General features: G+C 59.6%; 24 protein-coding genes. 7 read left to right on the forward strand and 17 right to left on the reverse strand.

Features of this window, described 5'->3' with window-relative positions:
* Nucleotides 1-22: 22 nt before the first annotated feature.
* The 13 genes from PGC08_RS14255 to PGC08_RS14315 are packed head-to-tail and all read right to left on the reverse strand — an operon-like array spanning nucleotide 23 to nucleotide 6,116.
* The gene (locus PGC08_RS14255; RefSeq protein ID WP_271708689.1) at nucleotides 23-646 is read right to left on the reverse strand and encodes a DNA cytosine methyltransferase; all 624 of its coding nucleotides are present in this window, start codon (nucleotides 644-646) and stop codon (nucleotides 23-25) included.
* Entirely contained in the window at nucleotides 643-1,029 is a 387-nt protein-coding gene (locus tag PGC08_RS14260; RefSeq protein ID WP_271708690.1) for a WhiB family transcriptional regulator, read from the reverse strand. Before PGC08_RS14260 ends, PGC08_RS14255 begins: the two co-directional genes overlap by 4 nt.
* Complete coding sequence (locus PGC08_RS14265) at nucleotides 1,013-1,498, reverse strand: single-stranded DNA-binding protein (RefSeq protein WP_271708691.1); 486 nt, start codon at nucleotides 1,496-1,498, stop codon at nucleotides 1,013-1,015. Before PGC08_RS14265 ends, PGC08_RS14260 begins: the two co-directional genes overlap by 17 nt.
* A 2-nt stretch (nucleotides 1,499-1,500) precedes the next feature.
* On the reverse strand, nucleotides 1,501-2,349 hold the full coding sequence (locus PGC08_RS14270) for a hypothetical protein (RefSeq protein ID WP_271708692.1): 849 nt from the start codon (nucleotides 2,347-2,349) through the stop codon (nucleotides 1,501-1,503).
* Nucleotides 2,349-2,858, reverse strand: a complete 510-nt coding sequence (locus PGC08_RS14275) for an NUMOD4 motif-containing HNH endonuclease (RefSeq protein WP_271708693.1) — start codon at nucleotides 2,856-2,858, stop codon at nucleotides 2,349-2,351. The genes PGC08_RS14270 and PGC08_RS14275 overlap by 1 nt, the downstream gene beginning before the upstream one ends.
* Nucleotides 2,855-3,880: a YqaJ viral recombinase family nuclease gene (locus PGC08_RS14280; protein ID WP_271708694.1), complete on the reverse strand. Its 1,026-nt coding sequence runs from the start codon at nucleotides 3,878-3,880 to the stop codon at nucleotides 2,855-2,857. The genes PGC08_RS14275 and PGC08_RS14280 overlap by 4 nt, the downstream gene beginning before the upstream one ends.
* Nucleotides 3,877-4,068 carry a hypothetical protein gene (locus PGC08_RS14285; RefSeq protein ID WP_271708695.1) on the reverse strand — a complete coding sequence of 64 codons (192 nt, stop codon included), beginning with the start codon at nucleotides 4,066-4,068 and terminating at the stop codon, nucleotides 3,877-3,879. Before PGC08_RS14285 ends, PGC08_RS14280 begins: the two co-directional genes overlap by 4 nt.
* Complete coding sequence (locus tag PGC08_RS14290) at nucleotides 4,065-4,280, reverse strand: hypothetical protein (RefSeq protein ID WP_271708696.1); 216 nt, start codon at nucleotides 4,278-4,280, stop codon at nucleotides 4,065-4,067. The genes PGC08_RS14285 and PGC08_RS14290 overlap by 4 nt, the downstream gene beginning before the upstream one ends.
* Nucleotides 4,277-4,492 (reverse strand): hypothetical protein, encoded by a 216-nt coding sequence (locus PGC08_RS14295; RefSeq protein WP_271708697.1) that lies wholly within the window; start codon nucleotides 4,490-4,492, stop codon nucleotides 4,277-4,279. The genes PGC08_RS14290 and PGC08_RS14295 overlap by 4 nt, the downstream gene beginning before the upstream one ends.
* The gene (locus PGC08_RS14300) at nucleotides 4,473-4,676 is read right to left on the reverse strand and encodes a hypothetical protein (RefSeq protein ID WP_271708698.1); all 204 of its coding nucleotides are present in this window, start codon (nucleotides 4,674-4,676) and stop codon (nucleotides 4,473-4,475) included. Before PGC08_RS14300 ends, PGC08_RS14295 begins: the two co-directional genes overlap by 20 nt.
* A complete protein-coding gene (locus tag PGC08_RS14305; RefSeq protein WP_271708699.1) occupies nucleotides 4,673-4,942 on the reverse strand; it encodes a hypothetical protein in 270 nt (89 codons plus the stop codon). The genes PGC08_RS14300 and PGC08_RS14305 overlap by 4 nt, the downstream gene beginning before the upstream one ends.
* Nucleotides 4,939-5,325, reverse strand: coding sequence for a hypothetical protein (locus PGC08_RS14310; RefSeq protein WP_271708700.1), 387 nt, complete (start codon nucleotides 5,323-5,325; stop codon nucleotides 4,939-4,941). The genes PGC08_RS14305 and PGC08_RS14310 overlap by 4 nt, the downstream gene beginning before the upstream one ends.
* Nucleotides 5,322-6,116: a Rha family transcriptional regulator gene (locus PGC08_RS14315; protein WP_271708701.1), complete on the reverse strand. Its 795-nt coding sequence runs from the start codon at nucleotides 6,114-6,116 to the stop codon at nucleotides 5,322-5,324. The genes PGC08_RS14310 and PGC08_RS14315 overlap by 4 nt, the downstream gene beginning before the upstream one ends.
* Nucleotides 6,117-6,670: 554 nt before the next feature.
* Between PGC08_RS14315 and PGC08_RS14320 the strand changes: the two genes are divergently transcribed.
* The 6 genes from PGC08_RS14320 to PGC08_RS14345 all read left to right on the forward strand — a co-directional run bounded on the left by PGC08_RS14320 (nucleotide 6,671) and on the right by PGC08_RS14345 (nucleotide 10,537).
* Nucleotides 6,671-7,291 carry a helix-turn-helix domain-containing protein gene (locus PGC08_RS14320; RefSeq protein ID WP_271708702.1) on the forward strand — a complete coding sequence of 207 codons (621 nt, stop codon included), beginning with the start codon at nucleotides 6,671-6,673 and terminating at the stop codon, nucleotides 7,289-7,291.
* Nucleotides 7,288-8,085, forward strand: coding sequence for a hypothetical protein (locus PGC08_RS14325; protein WP_271708703.1), 798 nt, complete (start codon nucleotides 7,288-7,290; stop codon nucleotides 8,083-8,085). The genes PGC08_RS14320 and PGC08_RS14325 overlap by 4 nt, the downstream gene beginning before the upstream one ends.
* 289 nt (nucleotides 8,086-8,374) lie before the next feature.
* Nucleotides 8,375-8,785: an ImmA/IrrE family metallo-endopeptidase gene (locus PGC08_RS14330; RefSeq protein WP_271708704.1), complete on the forward strand. Its 411-nt coding sequence runs from the start codon at nucleotides 8,375-8,377 to the stop codon at nucleotides 8,783-8,785.
* Nucleotides 8,786-8,821: 36 nt separating this feature from the next.
* Nucleotides 8,822-9,226: a hypothetical protein gene (locus PGC08_RS14335; RefSeq protein WP_271708705.1), complete on the forward strand. Its 405-nt coding sequence runs from the start codon at nucleotides 8,822-8,824 to the stop codon at nucleotides 9,224-9,226.
* Nucleotides 9,227-9,231: 5 nt separating this feature from the next.
* Nucleotides 9,232-9,441, forward strand: a complete 210-nt coding sequence (locus PGC08_RS14340; protein WP_271708706.1) for a DUF3263 domain-containing protein — start codon at nucleotides 9,232-9,234, stop codon at nucleotides 9,439-9,441.
* A 103-nt stretch (nucleotides 9,442-9,544) separates the two neighbouring features.
* Nucleotides 9,545-10,537, forward strand: a complete 993-nt coding sequence (locus PGC08_RS14345; protein ID WP_271708707.1) for a tyrosine-type recombinase/integrase — start codon at nucleotides 9,545-9,547, stop codon at nucleotides 10,535-10,537.
* 58 nt (nucleotides 10,538-10,595) lie between these two features.
* Here the strand turns inward: PGC08_RS14345 and nrdF are convergent, their stop codons facing one another.
* The 4 genes from nrdF to nrdH all read right to left on the reverse strand — a co-directional run bounded on the left by nrdF (nucleotide 10,596) and on the right by nrdH (nucleotide 14,518).
* Nucleotides 10,596-11,576: a class 1b ribonucleoside-diphosphate reductase subunit beta gene (nrdF, locus tag PGC08_RS14350; RefSeq protein WP_009881980.1), complete on the reverse strand. Its 981-nt coding sequence runs from the start codon at nucleotides 11,574-11,576 to the stop codon at nucleotides 10,596-10,598.
* Between the two features lie 146 nt (nucleotides 11,577-11,722).
* Nucleotides 11,723-13,849, reverse strand: coding sequence for a class 1b ribonucleoside-diphosphate reductase subunit alpha (gene nrdE, locus PGC08_RS14355; protein WP_271710074.1), 2,127 nt, complete (start codon nucleotides 13,847-13,849; stop codon nucleotides 11,723-11,725).
* 5 nt (nucleotides 13,850-13,854) lie between these two features.
* Nucleotides 13,855-14,268, reverse strand: a complete 414-nt coding sequence (gene nrdI / locus PGC08_RS14360) for a class Ib ribonucleoside-diphosphate reductase assembly flavoprotein NrdI (RefSeq protein ID WP_009881978.1) — start codon at nucleotides 14,266-14,268, stop codon at nucleotides 13,855-13,857.
* 1 nt (nucleotide 14,269) lies between these two features.
* Nucleotides 14,270-14,518 (reverse strand): glutaredoxin-like protein NrdH, encoded by a 249-nt coding sequence (gene nrdH, locus PGC08_RS14365; RefSeq protein ID WP_009881976.1) that lies wholly within the window; start codon nucleotides 14,516-14,518, stop codon nucleotides 14,270-14,272.
* 588 nt (nucleotides 14,519-15,106) lie between these two features.
* On the opposite strand from nrdH, the gene PGC08_RS14370 reads away from it, so the two are divergent.
* Entirely contained in the window at nucleotides 15,107-16,102 is a 996-nt protein-coding gene (locus PGC08_RS14370) for an AAA family ATPase (RefSeq protein WP_271708708.1), read from the forward strand.
* Nucleotides 16,103-16,114: the final 12 nt, after the last annotated feature.

Consider the following 16,114-nt stretch of genomic DNA (forward strand, 5'->3'; position numbering starts at 1 on the left):
CGCGCTGCCTCCCCTGGTTGTCCTAAGAGTCGGCAGGCCAGGCGATGAGGAAGACGCGCTGCCGGGCATGTGGGGCTCCGACTGCGGATGCAGGAACAGTCGTCCACTCCGCGTCGTACCCGAGATCGGCAAGGTCTCCGAGAACGCGTCCGAGAGCCCGGAGAACAGGTCCATCGTGTCCGTCTCCCACAGATCCCTCTCCGGGTTCCATGTCGCTTGCGCTGCTTGCTGGTGCACTGAGTGCCCCTCTCACGTTTTCCCAGACGACAAGCCCGGGTCTGATAACTGCAATTGCTTCTCTCATGGCGACCCACAGATTCGAGCGGGTGCCGTCTTTCATTCCTGCGCGACGGCCGGCGGCTGACAAGTCCTGGCAGGGTGTGCCCCCGCACAGCACGTCCACTGGTGGTACTTCGTTCCAGTCGAGTGCGGTCATGTCGCCGATGTTCGGTGCGTCCGGGAATCGGTGCTCGAGGATCGTGCACGCGCCCGGATCAATGTCAGACACCCACACGGTCTTCCCGCCGGTGACTTCCTCCACTGCGAGGTCAAGTCCGCCGTACCCGGAGCAGAACGAACCGATGCGAGGCCGGTCCAGTTCAATCAGACGAGTCATCGATTGTGGAAGCTCAAGCTGCTCAGTCATGCCGCGTCCCTCCTTCGTTCTCGTTCGTATTCGCGACGGTGTTCGAGTCGGTGGACTTCACGGTCGTCGTCGCAGTGGTCGGATCTGGTGATGATGGGTGACCCGCAGTCGGCGCAGATTTTGCCGGGGTCGAGTTCGGCTCGCTGATGGCCGTTGAGTCCACCGCGGATACCGAACCTTTCGCGGGCAGGTGTGCCGCGTTCCTCTTCGAGGGCGGCGGTCAGGCAGCGTGCGCGGATTGGGCAGTCCCAGCAGAGTTTCACTGCCATGGCGCCCTGGTCGGGGCCGAGGGGGAAGAACATGCTGTCCGCCACCTCAGCACCGATTTGAGCGCACACTGCGCCCTCCCAGTCGTCGCCGTAGCGGTCAGAAGGGTGGCTCATCTGCCGCTCCTGGGTTCTGGCCCCATCCGCTCGACTGCTGTCCCTGCGTCTGCTGGGACTGCTGCTGGTTGCCCCAGTTGCCGCCTTGCTGGGCCTGCTGTCCGCTGTTGAAGTTCCCGCCGCTCTGCTGCTGGTCCTTCTTTGGATACACACGGAGACCGTCACCGTTGACCTTGATTGACAGGGACTCGCCGTTCTGCCCGTCATACTTCTCAACGCCTGTGATATTGCCCGTCACGGTCACCTTGGAACCGCGTTCGGGGTTCAACGCCGATGCGAGGTCGGCGTGCTCAGCCCAGTAGGTCACGTCGTATGCCGTGGTCGAAAGCTGCTCCCAGCCGCCGTTGCCGTCGGGCTTTGATCGACCTGCGAGGACTCTAATGTTTGCGACGCGTTTGCCGCTGTTGGTGGTGTTGAAACGCGGATCTGACGCGATCACGCCGGGAATGTTCACTGTTGCGTCTGCCATGGTTACGCTGCTCCTTCTTCGTGGATTTCGCCTTGTTCGTCGATGAGGACACCATCGACAACTTCTGTCTCGTTCTGGGGCTGGTTCTGTGCCGCAGTGAGTGCCGTGCCTGCTGACGTGAAAGCGGACTTGAGATCGTCGGTGAGTTCCCCGGCGTCAGCGCACGCCTTCCACAGGTTGCGGATGTCTTGCGCGGTTGCGCACTGGTCGAGTTCAGCCAGCCAGTCACGGTTGCTCGGTGCCGGCATGGGCGCCGAAACGGTTTCCGGTTCGGCCTTCTGCTTCCGCGTGGTGGTTGCCTTCGGTGCCGGACCAGACGATGAAGGTCCGGTGCTGGTGAACTCGATGACTTCCTCGACCGTGTACTTGAGTCCACCAAGGACTTCGGGGCACGCCATGCGAACGCATTCGCTGATCGCACGCCAGCGAAGCATCGTTGCCGGATCCTTCGCCCAGTGACCCTTACCCCACAGCCCGGCACCCTGGGCCTTCTTCTGGTCCCAGACGGATGTGTGGGTGAACTCCGGGTCATCGGCGCGGATGATTTCGCACACCGCGGAACCGTCGTCCTCGTTGCGGGTCCGAACACGATGGCCAGCGGATCGGGCGAGGGATGCCATCATGGATGCCGAGAGTGACGGGGTGCCATTGATGACGTTGATCTCATTGAGTGCGACGATGGGTGCGATACCCAGGGCGTTGCCGTATTCGATGGCGACGAAGATGTTCGCCGGGTTCTTCTGGAACGCCTTCGGGATCATGTTCGCGTCGGCGAGGACGGATGCGTACTGCTGCCGTTCCCCAACGCTCATCTCCGCGGCGGGACTGTGTACTGCAATATCGGTGGACATTATGCTGCCTTCTTCCTATTCCTGTATTTGCTGGTGCCCTGATTGGCTCTGCATGTGCGGCACTGACGGGCACCGTTGGGCCTGCGATACGTGTTCTCGATCGTGTATTCGTGCCCCCACTTGCAATGAGTCCTTGATGCCATCGGGTGGAGCCCGTTGCGTACCTTGTCGTAGGTGTTTTCCGAGATGGTTCCCCACCGGAGGTTCGATGGTGAGTTATTGGTTTTCACGTCGTCGATATGGCAAACGACGTGACCCTCGGGCTTAGGCCCATGCCACGCTTCGCACACGAGCTGGTGGACTCTGCGACCGACCCTCTTGTTATTCCTGGTCAGCCAAACCTGCGGGTACCCGTCGAACGTCGTTCCGCCCCTCATGAGTGCGGCCTGCTTGTGCGCCATCACCCCAGGCCTGGTCTCGACGATTCGATCTACCCCGCGCACGCGGCCCAGGCTGCTCACTTCGTAGTAGCCCTCGTAGCCAACGACCGGACGCCACTCCTCGCTCATGCCGCGTCCTGGATGAGTGAGAACCGTCGAGTCGGTTCGCCTTGTTTCGTGTATTCGGCCTTGATGTCGGCCAGGTTCTTCTTGGTGTCTTCGATGCCTCGATCTGCCGCGATCTTGCGGAGTACTGCGTCGGCATCGAATGTGCGACGACCAGCAACGTTCGACCATTTGGCGACCGGGCGGCCGTTGAGGGTGAGGAACTCTTTGTCGCCGAGCGCGGCCTTGAGCTTCTTTTCGGCGTCGGCCTTCCGGTCCTTGATGTCCGCCTCGATCGACTTGACCTCTGTGAGAACTCCGATCGCTTCCTCCACGTCAGGATCGAGAATCTCGACAGCCGATTCCGGGTCAATGACCTGCGGGTAACGGTCGGTCAGCTCTCCGGCTGTGGCCGTGTCCAGCTCGACGGGAGGCGGCGTGCTGGTCTCCACGTACCGCCAGAACTCCTGCGCCTTGGTAAACAAGGAGCGTGCCCATTCCGCGTCGTATTCAAGCTCGAGGATGATGGGCTTCCGGTCGACGAGAGCGATGATGTAGCCCTTGTGGCGGCCAGTGACGAACATGTACCAGAGCAGCTGGACGGCATGTGGTTCCGGGATGATGCCGGCGAGGTAGTTCTTCCCGTTGTCGGTGAAGTTGCTGGTCGTCTTGATCTCGAGGATCCCGCCGTCAGCAGTGAGCCGGTCCGGGTTTGCCAGTGCCCACGGATTGGCTTTCTCCTGGTAGGTGCCGCACTGGCGGGTTGCGATGCCGGTGTCGGCGGTGAACCTGCGGGAGAGCATGTCCTCGGTTTCGTGACCGAACCAGAAGATGTCTCGGTCTTCGTCGACGGGCGGTTCCGGATCCGTTTTGGCCTGCCAGATGGTGTAAGGGTTAGTGCCGACGTATCGGGAGCCTCCTGCAACGACCGCGACGTCGGATCCGCCGAGGCCGATGGTGCGAGTAGTGAGCCAGTCTTGGTGGCTGGCGTCGACGCGGAGGATGAGTTTCGCGTTGGGTACGCGGTAGTCGGGTTTCGTGGTCATGATTCTTGTCTCGATTCTTTGAGTGCCACGGCGGAGCCGATGGCGAGGATGATGAGCCCGATGGCGGACAGCCCGTTCGCGGTGAGCGTCAGCCCTAGTGAGTAGATGTAGATTGCGGATCCGAGTGCGGCCAGCGGCATCCACATGGCCCAGCAACGGCGCTTGCGGTACTTCTCTGCTGTGCTCATGCAGCTCGGCCCCCGTCCCACGGTCCAGCGGCACCTCGGTCGTTGAAGTGGCTCTGTTCGAGCACCGCGTCTTCGACGTCGTTGAGGAACTGCTCCCCCGCTCCGTCGTCGAGGACTCCGATGACCTGCTTGCCTTTGACGGTCATGAACTCGACGTGGAGTTCACCATCAATGTGGTTGACGGTCGCGGTCTTGGCGTTGAAGTGCATCATGCTGCGGCCCTCCTTGTGTGGCGGTCGAGCCATGCGTCGACTTCGGCCTGTCTGGTTCCGCGGACTCGAGGTCTCCATGAGTCGCCGACTTCAATCCATGCCGGCACTCGATCCCCTCCGTCGCCTCGGTCGAGGGCTCGCTCTGATTGGAGCTGGGATTTCGAGCAGCCGATCTGTTCGGCGACCTGCTGGTCATTGAGTAGGGCGGCCATGGTCTTGTCCTTCCTTGGTCAGTGACCACGGCAGGTTGGTGACGTGGTCGTTGGTGACGGTGGTGGATTGTTTGAACTGGGTGTTCTGAGCGCGGTAGTCGAGAGTGCCGGCGAGCGTGAGGGCTGCGAGGCCTAGGACGATGACGGCCACGGTTGCGGCGAGGAACCTGTCTTGGTGGTTCATGGGCGCTTCTCCTTGAGAATGGTGAGAGCGTCGCCGGAGACTTCGACGGGCATGTTGTCGATGCCGATAATGCGGTTGAGTGCGGCTACGTTGAGGTCGTGCATGGTGGCCACATCCCGGTACATGTCGTCGCGGTGCTCGTGAAGTTCGGCGTACCGTTGGCAGTCCTTGCACTGGATGCGGTGCAGGTCAGTGGCGTCTCTGGCGGTCATGGTGCCGTCGAGTTCCACGCCGTTCTCGCACGGGAATTCGATGTAGGTGGTCATGATGGGTCAGCCCCTGGGAGCTTCTTGTAGACCCGGCGCTCGGACTGCACCAGGTGAGTCATTCCGTCCTCGTCTTGAGTCGGGATAGTGCATGGCTCGTCGTAGTAGACGGGTGAGCCGTCCGAGTAGAGTCGAGCTTTCTCATAGGTGTTCGAGTGCACATACGGGCCGAAACCTTCGATAATCGGATCAGCCAGCCTGTACTGGACCTGCGATTGAAGCGCTGTGTGCATTGACTCCGCGATGCTGTCGAGCATCTTGATCAGATCATCGTCTTCGTCGATCTCCCGGCTGATGACCAGCTGTTCGGTGATGTATTCGAGCATGCTGATCCCTTGCAGGCTCACGTACTTGAGAGCGTCAAGTGGCGTTGGAGTGTTCACGCTGCGTCACCGCCGTCGAACATTGCCGGCTCCTTGAGTCCGAGCTTCTGGGCCAAGTCCTCAGCGTGGAAGCGAAGCAGATACATGGTTGTGCGAACCTGCCCGTTGTGATGGCGAGGCGCATCGTGCTGCGGACGGACCACGAACCATTCGGAGTAGCGTGTGCCCTGGCGGGGTCGCCACTCGGGAACGTCCACCATCCGTTGCTTCGACTTCGACCAACGGCGGCCCAGGATGCGACGAACGGCGACACCCTTGGTCCGCAGAAGCTCACGAACCTTCGGGCCGGTCGTCCCCCAGTCGGTAGCGAACATGTCGATCGTCTGCACGTCGTCCATCTCGGCAACGAAGCGTTCGTGGTAACGGATCTTCGGCGCATCGAGTTCGGCCTGCATCTTCGCGGCCTCGATCTCCTTCTCTGCATCGAGCACCATCTGGGCGAGCGCAGCGCGTGACGGGAGGGCAACGACTGTGCTCTTTGTGGCCTCTGAGAACGCCTTGACCAGATTGATCTTGAATCCGACGACTGCCGGCGTATTGCGCATGAGGGTCAGAAGGGACGTGGACTGCTCTTCGGTGAGGCGAGCGACGCGAACCTTGGCGTTGTTGTAGCCAGTCCGCATTTCAAATGCGACCTGCCCGAAGGCATCCTCGATGGATGACTGGTGAGTCTCGAGTAGCTGCAAGGCGGCGCGGTGCTCGATGCCCGCGTGCTCAGCAACGATCTCTGACGTGGTGAACGGCACTCCATCGACCATCTCGATGAGGCTGGTATTCTGGCTGTTAGACATTTGGTGCTTCTCCTTTGTCTCTAGGCCCTCGCCCTGACCGGCGGGGGCTTTCTCTTTGTCCTGATGCATGTCGGCTCCTATGCAGCCATCTCGCTTGATCTAGCGTCTAGCATGTCGGGCAAAAAACACACTTCCCGAGGGATGCCCCACGCTGCTTCGATCTTGCGAGCGGTGGCCCTATTCACGTGAGTCTTCGGAACCTTGCGCCCACCCTTGCCTACCTCGTACCCCTTACGGAGCGACTGGATCAGCGTGTGGGACAGTCGAGCGCGGATTGCTATCTCGCGCTCAGACGCCGGCTTCCCTGGTCTGCCCATCGACTCTCGCTCTTCCCTGAGGAACTGATTGAACAGCCTGCGGTCTACCTTGTATCTCATCTTTCACCTCCTTGTCGATAGATCTAGCGTATACCGTCTTGCCAGGGTTTGGCAAGTGGCAAATGCAAAAACTCCCATACGCCGCATAGGCCAGCGAAATTACGGGCCTGTAGTTCCGTGCCAGCACTGGCAAGGGTAGATTTGTGCTATCCGATGTTCTGACCGAAAGTGATTCCTGTGAGCGACTTATCCGATCGACTGGCCGACGCGAAGCAGAAGCTGGGCATCTCCACACAGAAGATGTCCGACCTTGCGCAGGACGCCGGCTACCAGCTGTCGAACTACTCGGCGACTGTATACACGAACGGAAAGCACCCAGCTAAGGCATCGACTGCAACACTCGACGCACTGGCCTACGTGCTCCGCATTCCGGTCGAAGAGCTTCGGCGACTGGCCGGGCTTCCCCAGCATCATGGGAAGTTCGAGCCGACGCCGGCCGCGGACACGCTCACTGCACCACAGCGCACCGCTGTGAACGAGATCATCCGTCAGCTGGCGGAGGCGAACGAGAAGGCAGGTGAGGGAAATGCAGACAGTCCCACCCCCATGAACCAGGCCGGCGGGAAGCCGGCAACAGGCGAGGACGACGGGCTCGGTGCATTTGGTGGCCGAGCTCGCGGAGACCTCGACCACGAATCCAAGAACGACGGTGCCGGAGGCAACGTGCACCGGCTGTTCACTCCACCTCCCGAGCGCGGAGACACTGCCGCCTACGACGCCCCCAACCGTGGCAAGAAGGACAAGGAGGAGTCGGAGAAGCGCGGGGAGGAATCGCAAGATCCGGAGGACTGGGAGTGAGTGCCAAAAGTTTCAAAGGGCTCGCCCACTCACTGTGGCTCAACCTTGGCGAATGGGCAACCGGGAATACGCTTAACGTCGGTGGCTTCTCGGCGGTAGTTGGAATACTCGCTACTATCGCAACTGGCCTCATCCCTGTGTTCGGCGTCCTCCCAATGGTGATCACAGCGGTAGCCCTTCTGGCTCTCACCTGTGTGCCACCGCTTGCAGCGGAGCACTGGAAGAAGCAGCAACCCCAATCCAGCGAGGACGTGGCCGTCCGCGGCATCGTCCTCTCAGGCCACCTCAGCCGTGCTATACAAAAGCTAGCTAGCCAAGCCGGCGATAGTGCACATGATCGGATGAAATACGTTGACCACCTTGCTGAGAAAGTATGCACAAGCGTCGTCGCCAGCTTTGGAAACATTAATGGCGTCCGATGCTCCGTGTTCAGACTTTCTGAGGACAAGAAGCAGATGCGGCTCCTGGATTCTTTCGGACGAGTTGACCGGCCCGAGACATTCACGACAAACGACGCCCGTGGGAGACAAGCCCTCAAGTGGGTGTTGGCCGGTGGAGATAGTGTCAAGTTCGTACTTGACAACCGCAAATCCAAGAGCAAAAAAAGTACCAAAAGCGGGAAGCCATATCAAACTTACGTCTCAATCCGTGTCAAGACTGCAACAGAGACGTATGGGATGCTTACAATTGATTCACTAGAAAGTGGTGATCTAGCATTGGAAGACTCACATCTGTTGACGGTGTACGCCGCCATCATCGCCCTCGGTATAGCCGAGAGCGAACGTGACACATAGAAGATTGCAGGGAGGGCTCACCATGGCAAGCAGCTCAGTTCTATTACCGGCAGATGGGCGCGAAGAGCGTAAACTGACTCTCACCAAAGCGGAGAGGGACGCGGCCGTCAAGCAACTTGAGGTCGAAAAGAAGAAGTTGAAGAAGGCCCACCGAGAACTATATCGCCTCCGCAAAGAGAGACTAGCTTCTCGTTAATTGCAAAGTTGCCTTTAGTTAAAAACGGTGCCCTCGCCTAGTAGTTGCGAGGGCACCGTTCTGTGTCAGCCTCTCCTTCTATGGTCTTGAGTTATGCACCATCCATGGAGAGAACTACGTGAGCGCGGGGACGGCGTTGTCCTGCACCGCACCAAGTTCAACGACACTCGAATAGCCGCCACGAACGGCAACAACGCCATTTGGCTCGACGACAACTTACTGCAAGTCGAGAGACGCTGTGCCATCCAGCACGAGCAAGCACACATCGACCTCGGGCACACGAACTGCGACGACCCGAAAGAAGAATCTGCAGCGCGCCGCCTGACCGCCAAGAAGCTCATTGACTGGGAGGACCTCGTCGACGTCTTCCGATGGGCACACACGGCCATCGAAGCCGCTGACGAGCTCAACGTCATACCTGAAGTACTCGAGGACCGCCTGCGGTTCCTTCACCCGCACGAGAAGGCACTCTTGCGTCTCATCGGTGCTGCCAGAAGCGAATGACCTCAGCACCGCTTACCCCACCTGGAAAGGCCACACATGCTCACCCCAGAAGAAACCGCACGCCGGCGCCGCATCAACAAGATCCTGCTACCGATCGTCGGCCTTGTCGTCTTGGCCATCGTCGTCGCAATTGTTCTCATCAACGTCTCCGAGAAGCGAACTGAGGATGAGCGCGTCGAGGAGGCCATGGCCAGTGCCGCACCTCCCGACATGACGGATGAGGAGTTCGCGGACTTCCATGAACGCCTCGGGAAGATCCACCCCGATTTGGTCGACAACGGCATCCGCGCCCACGCCCGCGACACCTGCTCAAGTCTCGACAGTGATCAGCTCGTAGACAACACCATCGTGCGTTTCTCGAGCGCCGATCACGACGTGACGGAGGACGAGGCCCAGCAGATCGTCGACCTCATCAACGACATCGGCTTCTGCGATCGGTGACCGCGATGGATGATTTACACCAACGGATCCTCAAGCTCGAGAGGTACTACCCGAAGTACGACGGACGCAAGGACCACCAGATCCGGGAACAGTTCAACATGTCCGCGACGTCCTACTTCCAGATCCTCAACAGCCTTCTCGACGACCCGGAAGCGGCATGGGTTGAGCCTGTGCTCATTAATCGGTTACGGAGACTCAGAGATGGCCAGCATTGAACCCTACGACACCGCGAAAGGTCGCCGGTACATGGTCAGGTATCGGAAGCCGGACCGGAAGTCGACAATGCGCCGCGGGTTCCGCACGAAACGCGAAGCGCAGATGTTCCTCAACACGGTCGAAGTGTCCAAGCTCGAGGGACTCTACGTAGACCCGACAGCCGGGAAACGAACCGTTGCCAGCCTCGGCGCCCACTGGCTTACTTCCCAGGCTCACGTCAAGGTGTCGTCGAAGAAGGTCTACGAGACCGCCCTGCGCGTACATGTCCTCCCGGAGTTCGGTGCGTTGCCAGTGTCGAGCGTAAAGCGGGCTCAGGTGCGCGACTGGGTGGCTGGCATGACGGACAGGGACAAGCCCCTGGCGGCCCGCACCGTCAGGCGTGCTCACTTCGTCTTGCAGGCGATCCTCGAGCTCGCCGTCGATGACAAGCTGATTGCCCGAAATCCCGCGAGAGGCATCAAGACGCTGCCGACAATCCGCCACCGGAAGAACGTGTACCTCACGTATGAACAGGTAGAGCGCGTAGCGGCTGCGGCCGACCGTCACCATCTGACCGAGCATCGCGGCAAGTACGGCTTCGTGATCCACATCGCCGCATACATGGGTTTGCGGTGGAACGAGATCGCGACGCTGCGCCCCGATGATGTCGACCTGAAGGCTCGCCGTGTGCGCATTCGTGCCGAGGTGGCGAAGAACGGCGAGGAGCGCAGTGTCGGGTATCCGGCGTTCATGCATGATCGGTTCCGTGAATTGGTGCTCGCCGCCGATCCTGGTGGGCCTGTGATCGCTGGGATGAGATCTCCGAAGACAGAGGAGTCATGGTTCATGAGTGTGCGGAAGCGCGCTGGCCTGCCGGAGGGATTTCGGTTTCATGACCTTCGCCACTCGGCAGCTTCGTTCGCGGTCTCGGAGGGCGCCAGCGTCAAGGTCGTTCAGAACATGCTTGGGCACAACCAGGCCGCTGTCACGCTTGATGTTTACGCCGACTTGTTCAGTACGGATGTGGATGATGTGGCTGAGCGGATTGATGCAGCGCGGAATCGGAGTGTGCTCAAAATGTGCTCAAACGACGAATCAGCGGTACCCGGTGAGTGAACACAAGAAAGCGGCCCACCTAAGCAGTAGTGCTCAGATGGGCCGCTGACCAGGGTATTTAGAAGTCCCAGTCGTCGTCTTCCGTGTTCTCGGCCTTGCCGATGACGTAGGAGGATCCGGACCCGGAGAAGAAGTCGTGGTTCTCGTCGCTGTTGGGCGAGAGCGCCGCGAGGATCGCCGGGTTGACCTCGGTGACCTCCTTCGGGAACATCGCCTCATACCCGAGGTTCATCAGAGCCTTGTTGGCGTTGTAGTGGAGGAACATCTTGCAGTCCTCGGCCAAGCCCACCGAGTCGTAGAGGTCATGGGTGTAGGCAACCTCGTTCTCGTAGAGTTCGAACATGAGGTTCATCGTGTAGTCCTTGAGCTCCTGCTTGCGCTCTTCGGACTGTGACTCCAGGCCCTTCTGGTACTTGTAGCCGATGTAGTAGCCGTGCACAGCCTCGTCGCGGATGATCAGGCGAATGAGGTCCGCCGTGTTCGTCAGCTTCGCGTGCGCAGACCAGTACATGGGCAGGTAGAAGCCGGAGTAGAAGAGGAACGATTCCAGCAGCGTGGAGGCAACCTTGCGCTTGAGCGGGTCATCGCCGCGGTAGTAGCTGAGGATGATGTCGGCCTTGGACTGCAGGTAAGTGTTCTCCCGCGACCAACGAAACGCCTCGTCGATCTCCTTCGTCGAGCACAGGGTCGAGAAGATCGACGAATAGGACTTCGCGTGCACGCTCTCCATGAACGCGATGTTCGTCATCACTGCTTCCTCGTGCGGCGTGACCGCATCCGGGATCAGAGAGATCGCACCCACGGTGCCCTGAATCGTATCGAGCAAAGTCAGACCGGTGAAGACGCGCATCGTCAGCGTCTTCTCCTCCTCGGTGAGGGTGGCCCACGAGGGAATGTCATTGCTCAGCGGCACCTTCTCAGGCAGCCAGAAGTTTCCTGTGAGGCGGTCCCAAACGTCATCGTCGACGGGATCGACGACGCGGTTCCAGTTGATGGCGTCGACGTGCGAGGCCAAAGTCAGATTCTCCAACGTTTCCATCTCTCTTCCAAGTTGCAGGTACGTCGTGCGTACGTGTCGTCTGCCCAGCAGACAAAGTATGTTGAGCACCCGGAGCCTGCGCGATGGGCAGGCCCCGGGTCAAGAGTGCTGTGGGCCGGTTTGCACCGGCCCACAGCACTCAACGGTCACAGCATGCAGGAAACGCAGCCATCGACCTCGGTGCCCTCCAGCGCGAGCTGGCGCAACCGGATGTAGTAGATGGTCTTGATGCCCTTGCGCCACGCGTAGATCTGCGCCTTGTTGATGTCACGAGTCGTGGCGGTGTCCATGAAGAACAAGGTCAGCGACAGCCCCTGGTCCACGTGCTTCGTGGCCTCGGCGTAGGTGTCGATGATCTTCTCGTAGCCGATCTCGTAGGCATCCTGGTAGTACTTGAGGTTGTCGTTGTCCATGAAGGGTGCCGGGTAGTACACGCGCCCGATCTTGCCCTCCTTGCGGATCTCGACCTTCGAAGCTACAGGGTGGATCGACGACGTCGAGTTGTTGATGTAGGAGATCGATCCTGTGGGCGGAACGGCCTGCAGGTTCTGGTTGTAGATGCCGTGTTCGGCAACCGCAGCCTTGAGCTCTCGCCAATCATCCTGAGTCGGGATGTGCACGCCGGCTTCGGTGAACATCTCGGCCACACGCGAGGTGCGTGGTTCCCACACTTCGTCGGTGTACTTGTCGAAGTATTCGCCGCTCGCGTACTTCGACCGCTCGAATCCTGCGAAAGCTGTCTTGCGTTCCTTCGCGATCTCCATCGACGCCCGCACACAGTGGTAGGCGACGGTGTAGAAGTACATGTTCGTGAAGTCGAGTCCCTCATCCGAGCCGTAGTAGATGTGCTCGCGGGCAAGGAAGCCGTGGAGGTTCATCTGGCCGAGTCCGATGGCATGCGACATGTCATTGCCGCGGGCGATCGAGGGCACCGACTGGATGTCAGAGGTCTCAGCGACAGCGGTCAGTCCGCGGATCGCAGTCTCGATGGTCTGCCCGAAGTCAGACGAGTCCATCGTCAGAGCGATGTTGAGGGAACCGAGGTTGCAGGAGATGTCCTTGCCGACGACGTCGTATCCGAGATCGGAGTCGTACTTGCTGGGCTCGGAGACCTGCAGGATCTCGGAGCACAGGTTCGACATGATGATCTTGCCGTCGATCGGGTTCGCCTTGTTCACTGTGTCTTCGAACATGACGTAGGGGTATCCGGACTCGAACTGGATCTCTGCCAAGGTCTGGAAGAACTCGCGTGCATTGATCTTGTTCTTCTTGATGGCCGCGTTGTCGACCATCTCCTCGTACTTCTCTGTCACGTTGACGTCGGAGAAGGGCATGCCGTAGACACGTTCGACGTCATACGGGCTGAAGAGGTACATGTCCTCATTGCGCTTGGCCAGTTCAAAGGTGATGTCCGGGATGACAACGCCCAAGGACAGCGTCTTGATCCGGATCTTCTCATCGGCGTTCTCGCGCTTGGTGTCGAGGAACTTGTAGATGTCGGGGTGGTGAGCGTGGAGGTACACGGCACCGGCACCCTGACGTGCACCCAGCTGGTTGGCGTAGGAGAAGGAGTCTTCGAGCAGCTTCATGACGGGGATGACACCCGAGGACTGGTTTTCGATCTTCTTGATCGGTGCACCGGACTCGCGGATGTTGGTCAGAGCGAAGGCCACACCGCCGCCGCGCTTGGACAGCTGCAGAGCGGAGTTGATGGAACGGCCGATGGACTCCATATTGTCTTCGATGCGCAGCAGGAAGCAGGAGACAAGCTCGCCGCGCTGCTTCTTTCCCGCATTGAGGAAGGTCGGGGTGGCCGGCTGGAACCGACCATGGATGATCTCGTCGACGAGCTGCTTAGCCAGGGTCTCGTCGCCGCGAGCCAGGAACAGTGCGACCATGACGACGCGATCTTCGAAGCGTTCGAGGTAGCGCTTTCCGTCAAAGGTCTTCAGCGTGTACGAGGTGTAGAACTTGAAAGCACCGAGGAAGGTCTGGAACCGGAACTTAGCCGAATAGGCGTGCTTCGAAAGCTCCTCGATGAAGTCGAAGGAGTACTGATCGAGAACTTCGGGCTCGTAGTATTCCTTCTCGACGAGGTAGTCCAGCTTCTCCTTGAGGTCATGGAAGAAGACTGTGTTGTTGTTGACATGCTGCAGGAAGTACTGCCTGGCAGCCTGTTTGTCACGTTCGAACTGGATGCGACCATCCTGGTCGTAGAGGTTCAGCATGGCGTTGAGCGCATGGTAGTCAAGATCCGTCTCTTCGCGGATGATGTCTTCTACATTGCGGTCTTCAGCGAGCTCGCGCACAGTTTGTCCAATCCTAAATTCACTGCTTCGACGTCCTCTGGGGTTCCGAGGAGTTCGACACGGTACAGCACGGGTACATTGCATTTCGCGGCCACTTTGTGTGCCGCGCGACAGTATTCTTCGCCGAAGTTCGTATTTCCGGCGCCGATGACGCCGACGAGGTGGCGGCGATTCGATTCGATATTGAGGAACTTGATCACTTGCTTGGGGACGGCGCCTCTGTTGGGGCCGGCTCCATAGGTGGGAGTCACAAGGACGAACGGTTCGTCGATCGCCAGCGTCTCATCTTTTGTCAGCAGGGGAAGTCGGCGTGAGGGGTGCCGCAGCTTGCTGACGAATCGGTCGGTGTACTCAGAGCTGCTCGAGTAGTAGACCAGGAGCATGTCAGGCTACAACGGAGACCGAGGTCTGCTCGCCGGCCAGAGTGGCGATCTTGTCCGGACGGAAACCTGACCAGTGGTCGTTGTCGGTGACAACGACGGGAGCCTGCATGTAGCCCATGGCCTTGACGACATCCAAGGCGTTCTCATCGACACTGAGATCGACCGACTTGTACTTCAGACCCTTGGCATCGAGCGCACGGTAGGTGGCGTTGCACTGGACGCAAGATGGCTTGGTGTACACGGTGATCATCGCGACTCCTCAATTCTGCACTTCGGCTTAGATTCCACGGTATGTCCAGCTCGGGCTATGACCTTGACAATGACGAATATCACGCAGATCAGGCCCGAGTGTGACCACTAGATGTTGTGTTCGGGGTCGACTCTACCCCTATATCCAGTGTTACACCAGTGTTGTTTCGATCATCCACACCCTGTGTTCAAATCGTCCACAGTCATCCACAAGTCACGAATGACACTGATGTAGTTCGATCACCTGCGAGGACACTGGGCAGCGGGGCCGAAAACCCATTTTCGGGCGCCTCCCCCTACTGCGTTTTCCACACTTGTCCACAGATAAAAATTTCACCTGTGGGCACTTTTTCGGCGTGTCACGCTCGACTGCGCTTGCGGTCGAATATGGTCCACTTCCACGGTCACCGCCTCCCTTCTTCATCGCGTCGATTTCGTGGCGTTGTGCGCGACTTCGCGGCGCCTTCCACGGCTGTGTGTCGTTCCTTGAACTGTATGTGTCGGTACTGACACGAAAGTGCCCAGACGTGTGTCAGGGTCAGCCCATATGCTTGTTTTGTCAGCCAGTTGAGATTTGAGAGGCCCCACCATGACGGCAACGGCACCCGCCAACACTCAAGAGATCGCGCATGCTCAATCGATTCTCAAAGGCTTGGAGTCCTATTTGGACCATTTCGTCGTCGGGCAGCAGCGTTTGCGGGAGAGCCTGCTCATCGGTCTCCTCTCCGGTGGTCATCTGCTCCTGGAGAGTGTTCCTGGACTAGCCAAGACGACCGCGGCAGCGGCGTTGGCCAATGCGGTGGCCGGAAAGTTCTCCCGCATCCAATGCACTCCCGATCTGCTGCCAGCCGACATCATCGGCTCACAGATCTACAACGCTCAGGAGGGCTCGTTCAATACGGTCCTGGGCTCCGTGCACGCCAACATCGTCCTCCTCGATGAGATCAACCGGTCCTCGGCGAAGACGCAGAGCGCCATGCTCGAAGCGATGCAGGAGAAGCAGACCACGATCGGCGGCCAGCGGTTCGAACTTCCGCGTCCGTTCCTCGTCATGGCCACGCAGAACCCGATCGAGCAGGAGGGGACCTACCAGCTTCCCGAGGCTCAGCTCGACCGGTTCATGATCAAAGATCTCCTCACCCATCCGAGTCCCAACGAGGAGATGGAGATCCTCTCCCGTCTCGATTCGGGTGTCTTCGACCGCGACTCCGTGCCTAAGCCCTCGTGCAGCCTCGAGGACGTGGAGACGCTGCAGCAGTATGCACGCACCATCTACGTCGACCCATCGATCAGCCGGTACCTCGTCGAGCTCGTCCACGGGACCAGGAACACCACGAAGTATCTGGGTCGCCTGGCTCCCTTCATCGAATACGGCGCCAGTCCTCGTGCCTCGATCGCGTTCACCAACGCCGGACGGTCCCTGGCGATGATCCGGGGCCGCAACTACGTCATCCCCGAGGACATCAAGGACCTGGCCCACCGGATCCTCGCTCACCGCATCCAACTCAACTTCGAAGCCGCGGCCGAGAACATCACGAGCGCACAGGTCGTCGATGCCCTTCTCATGGCCGTCCCGACTCCCTGATCGGCTGCATCG

The sequence above is a fragment of the Brevibacterium sp. BDJS002 genome (genome assembly GCF_028201555.1).
Taxonomy (GTDB): domain Bacteria; phylum Actinomycetota; class Actinomycetes; order Actinomycetales; family Brevibacteriaceae; genus Brevibacterium; species Brevibacterium aurantiacum.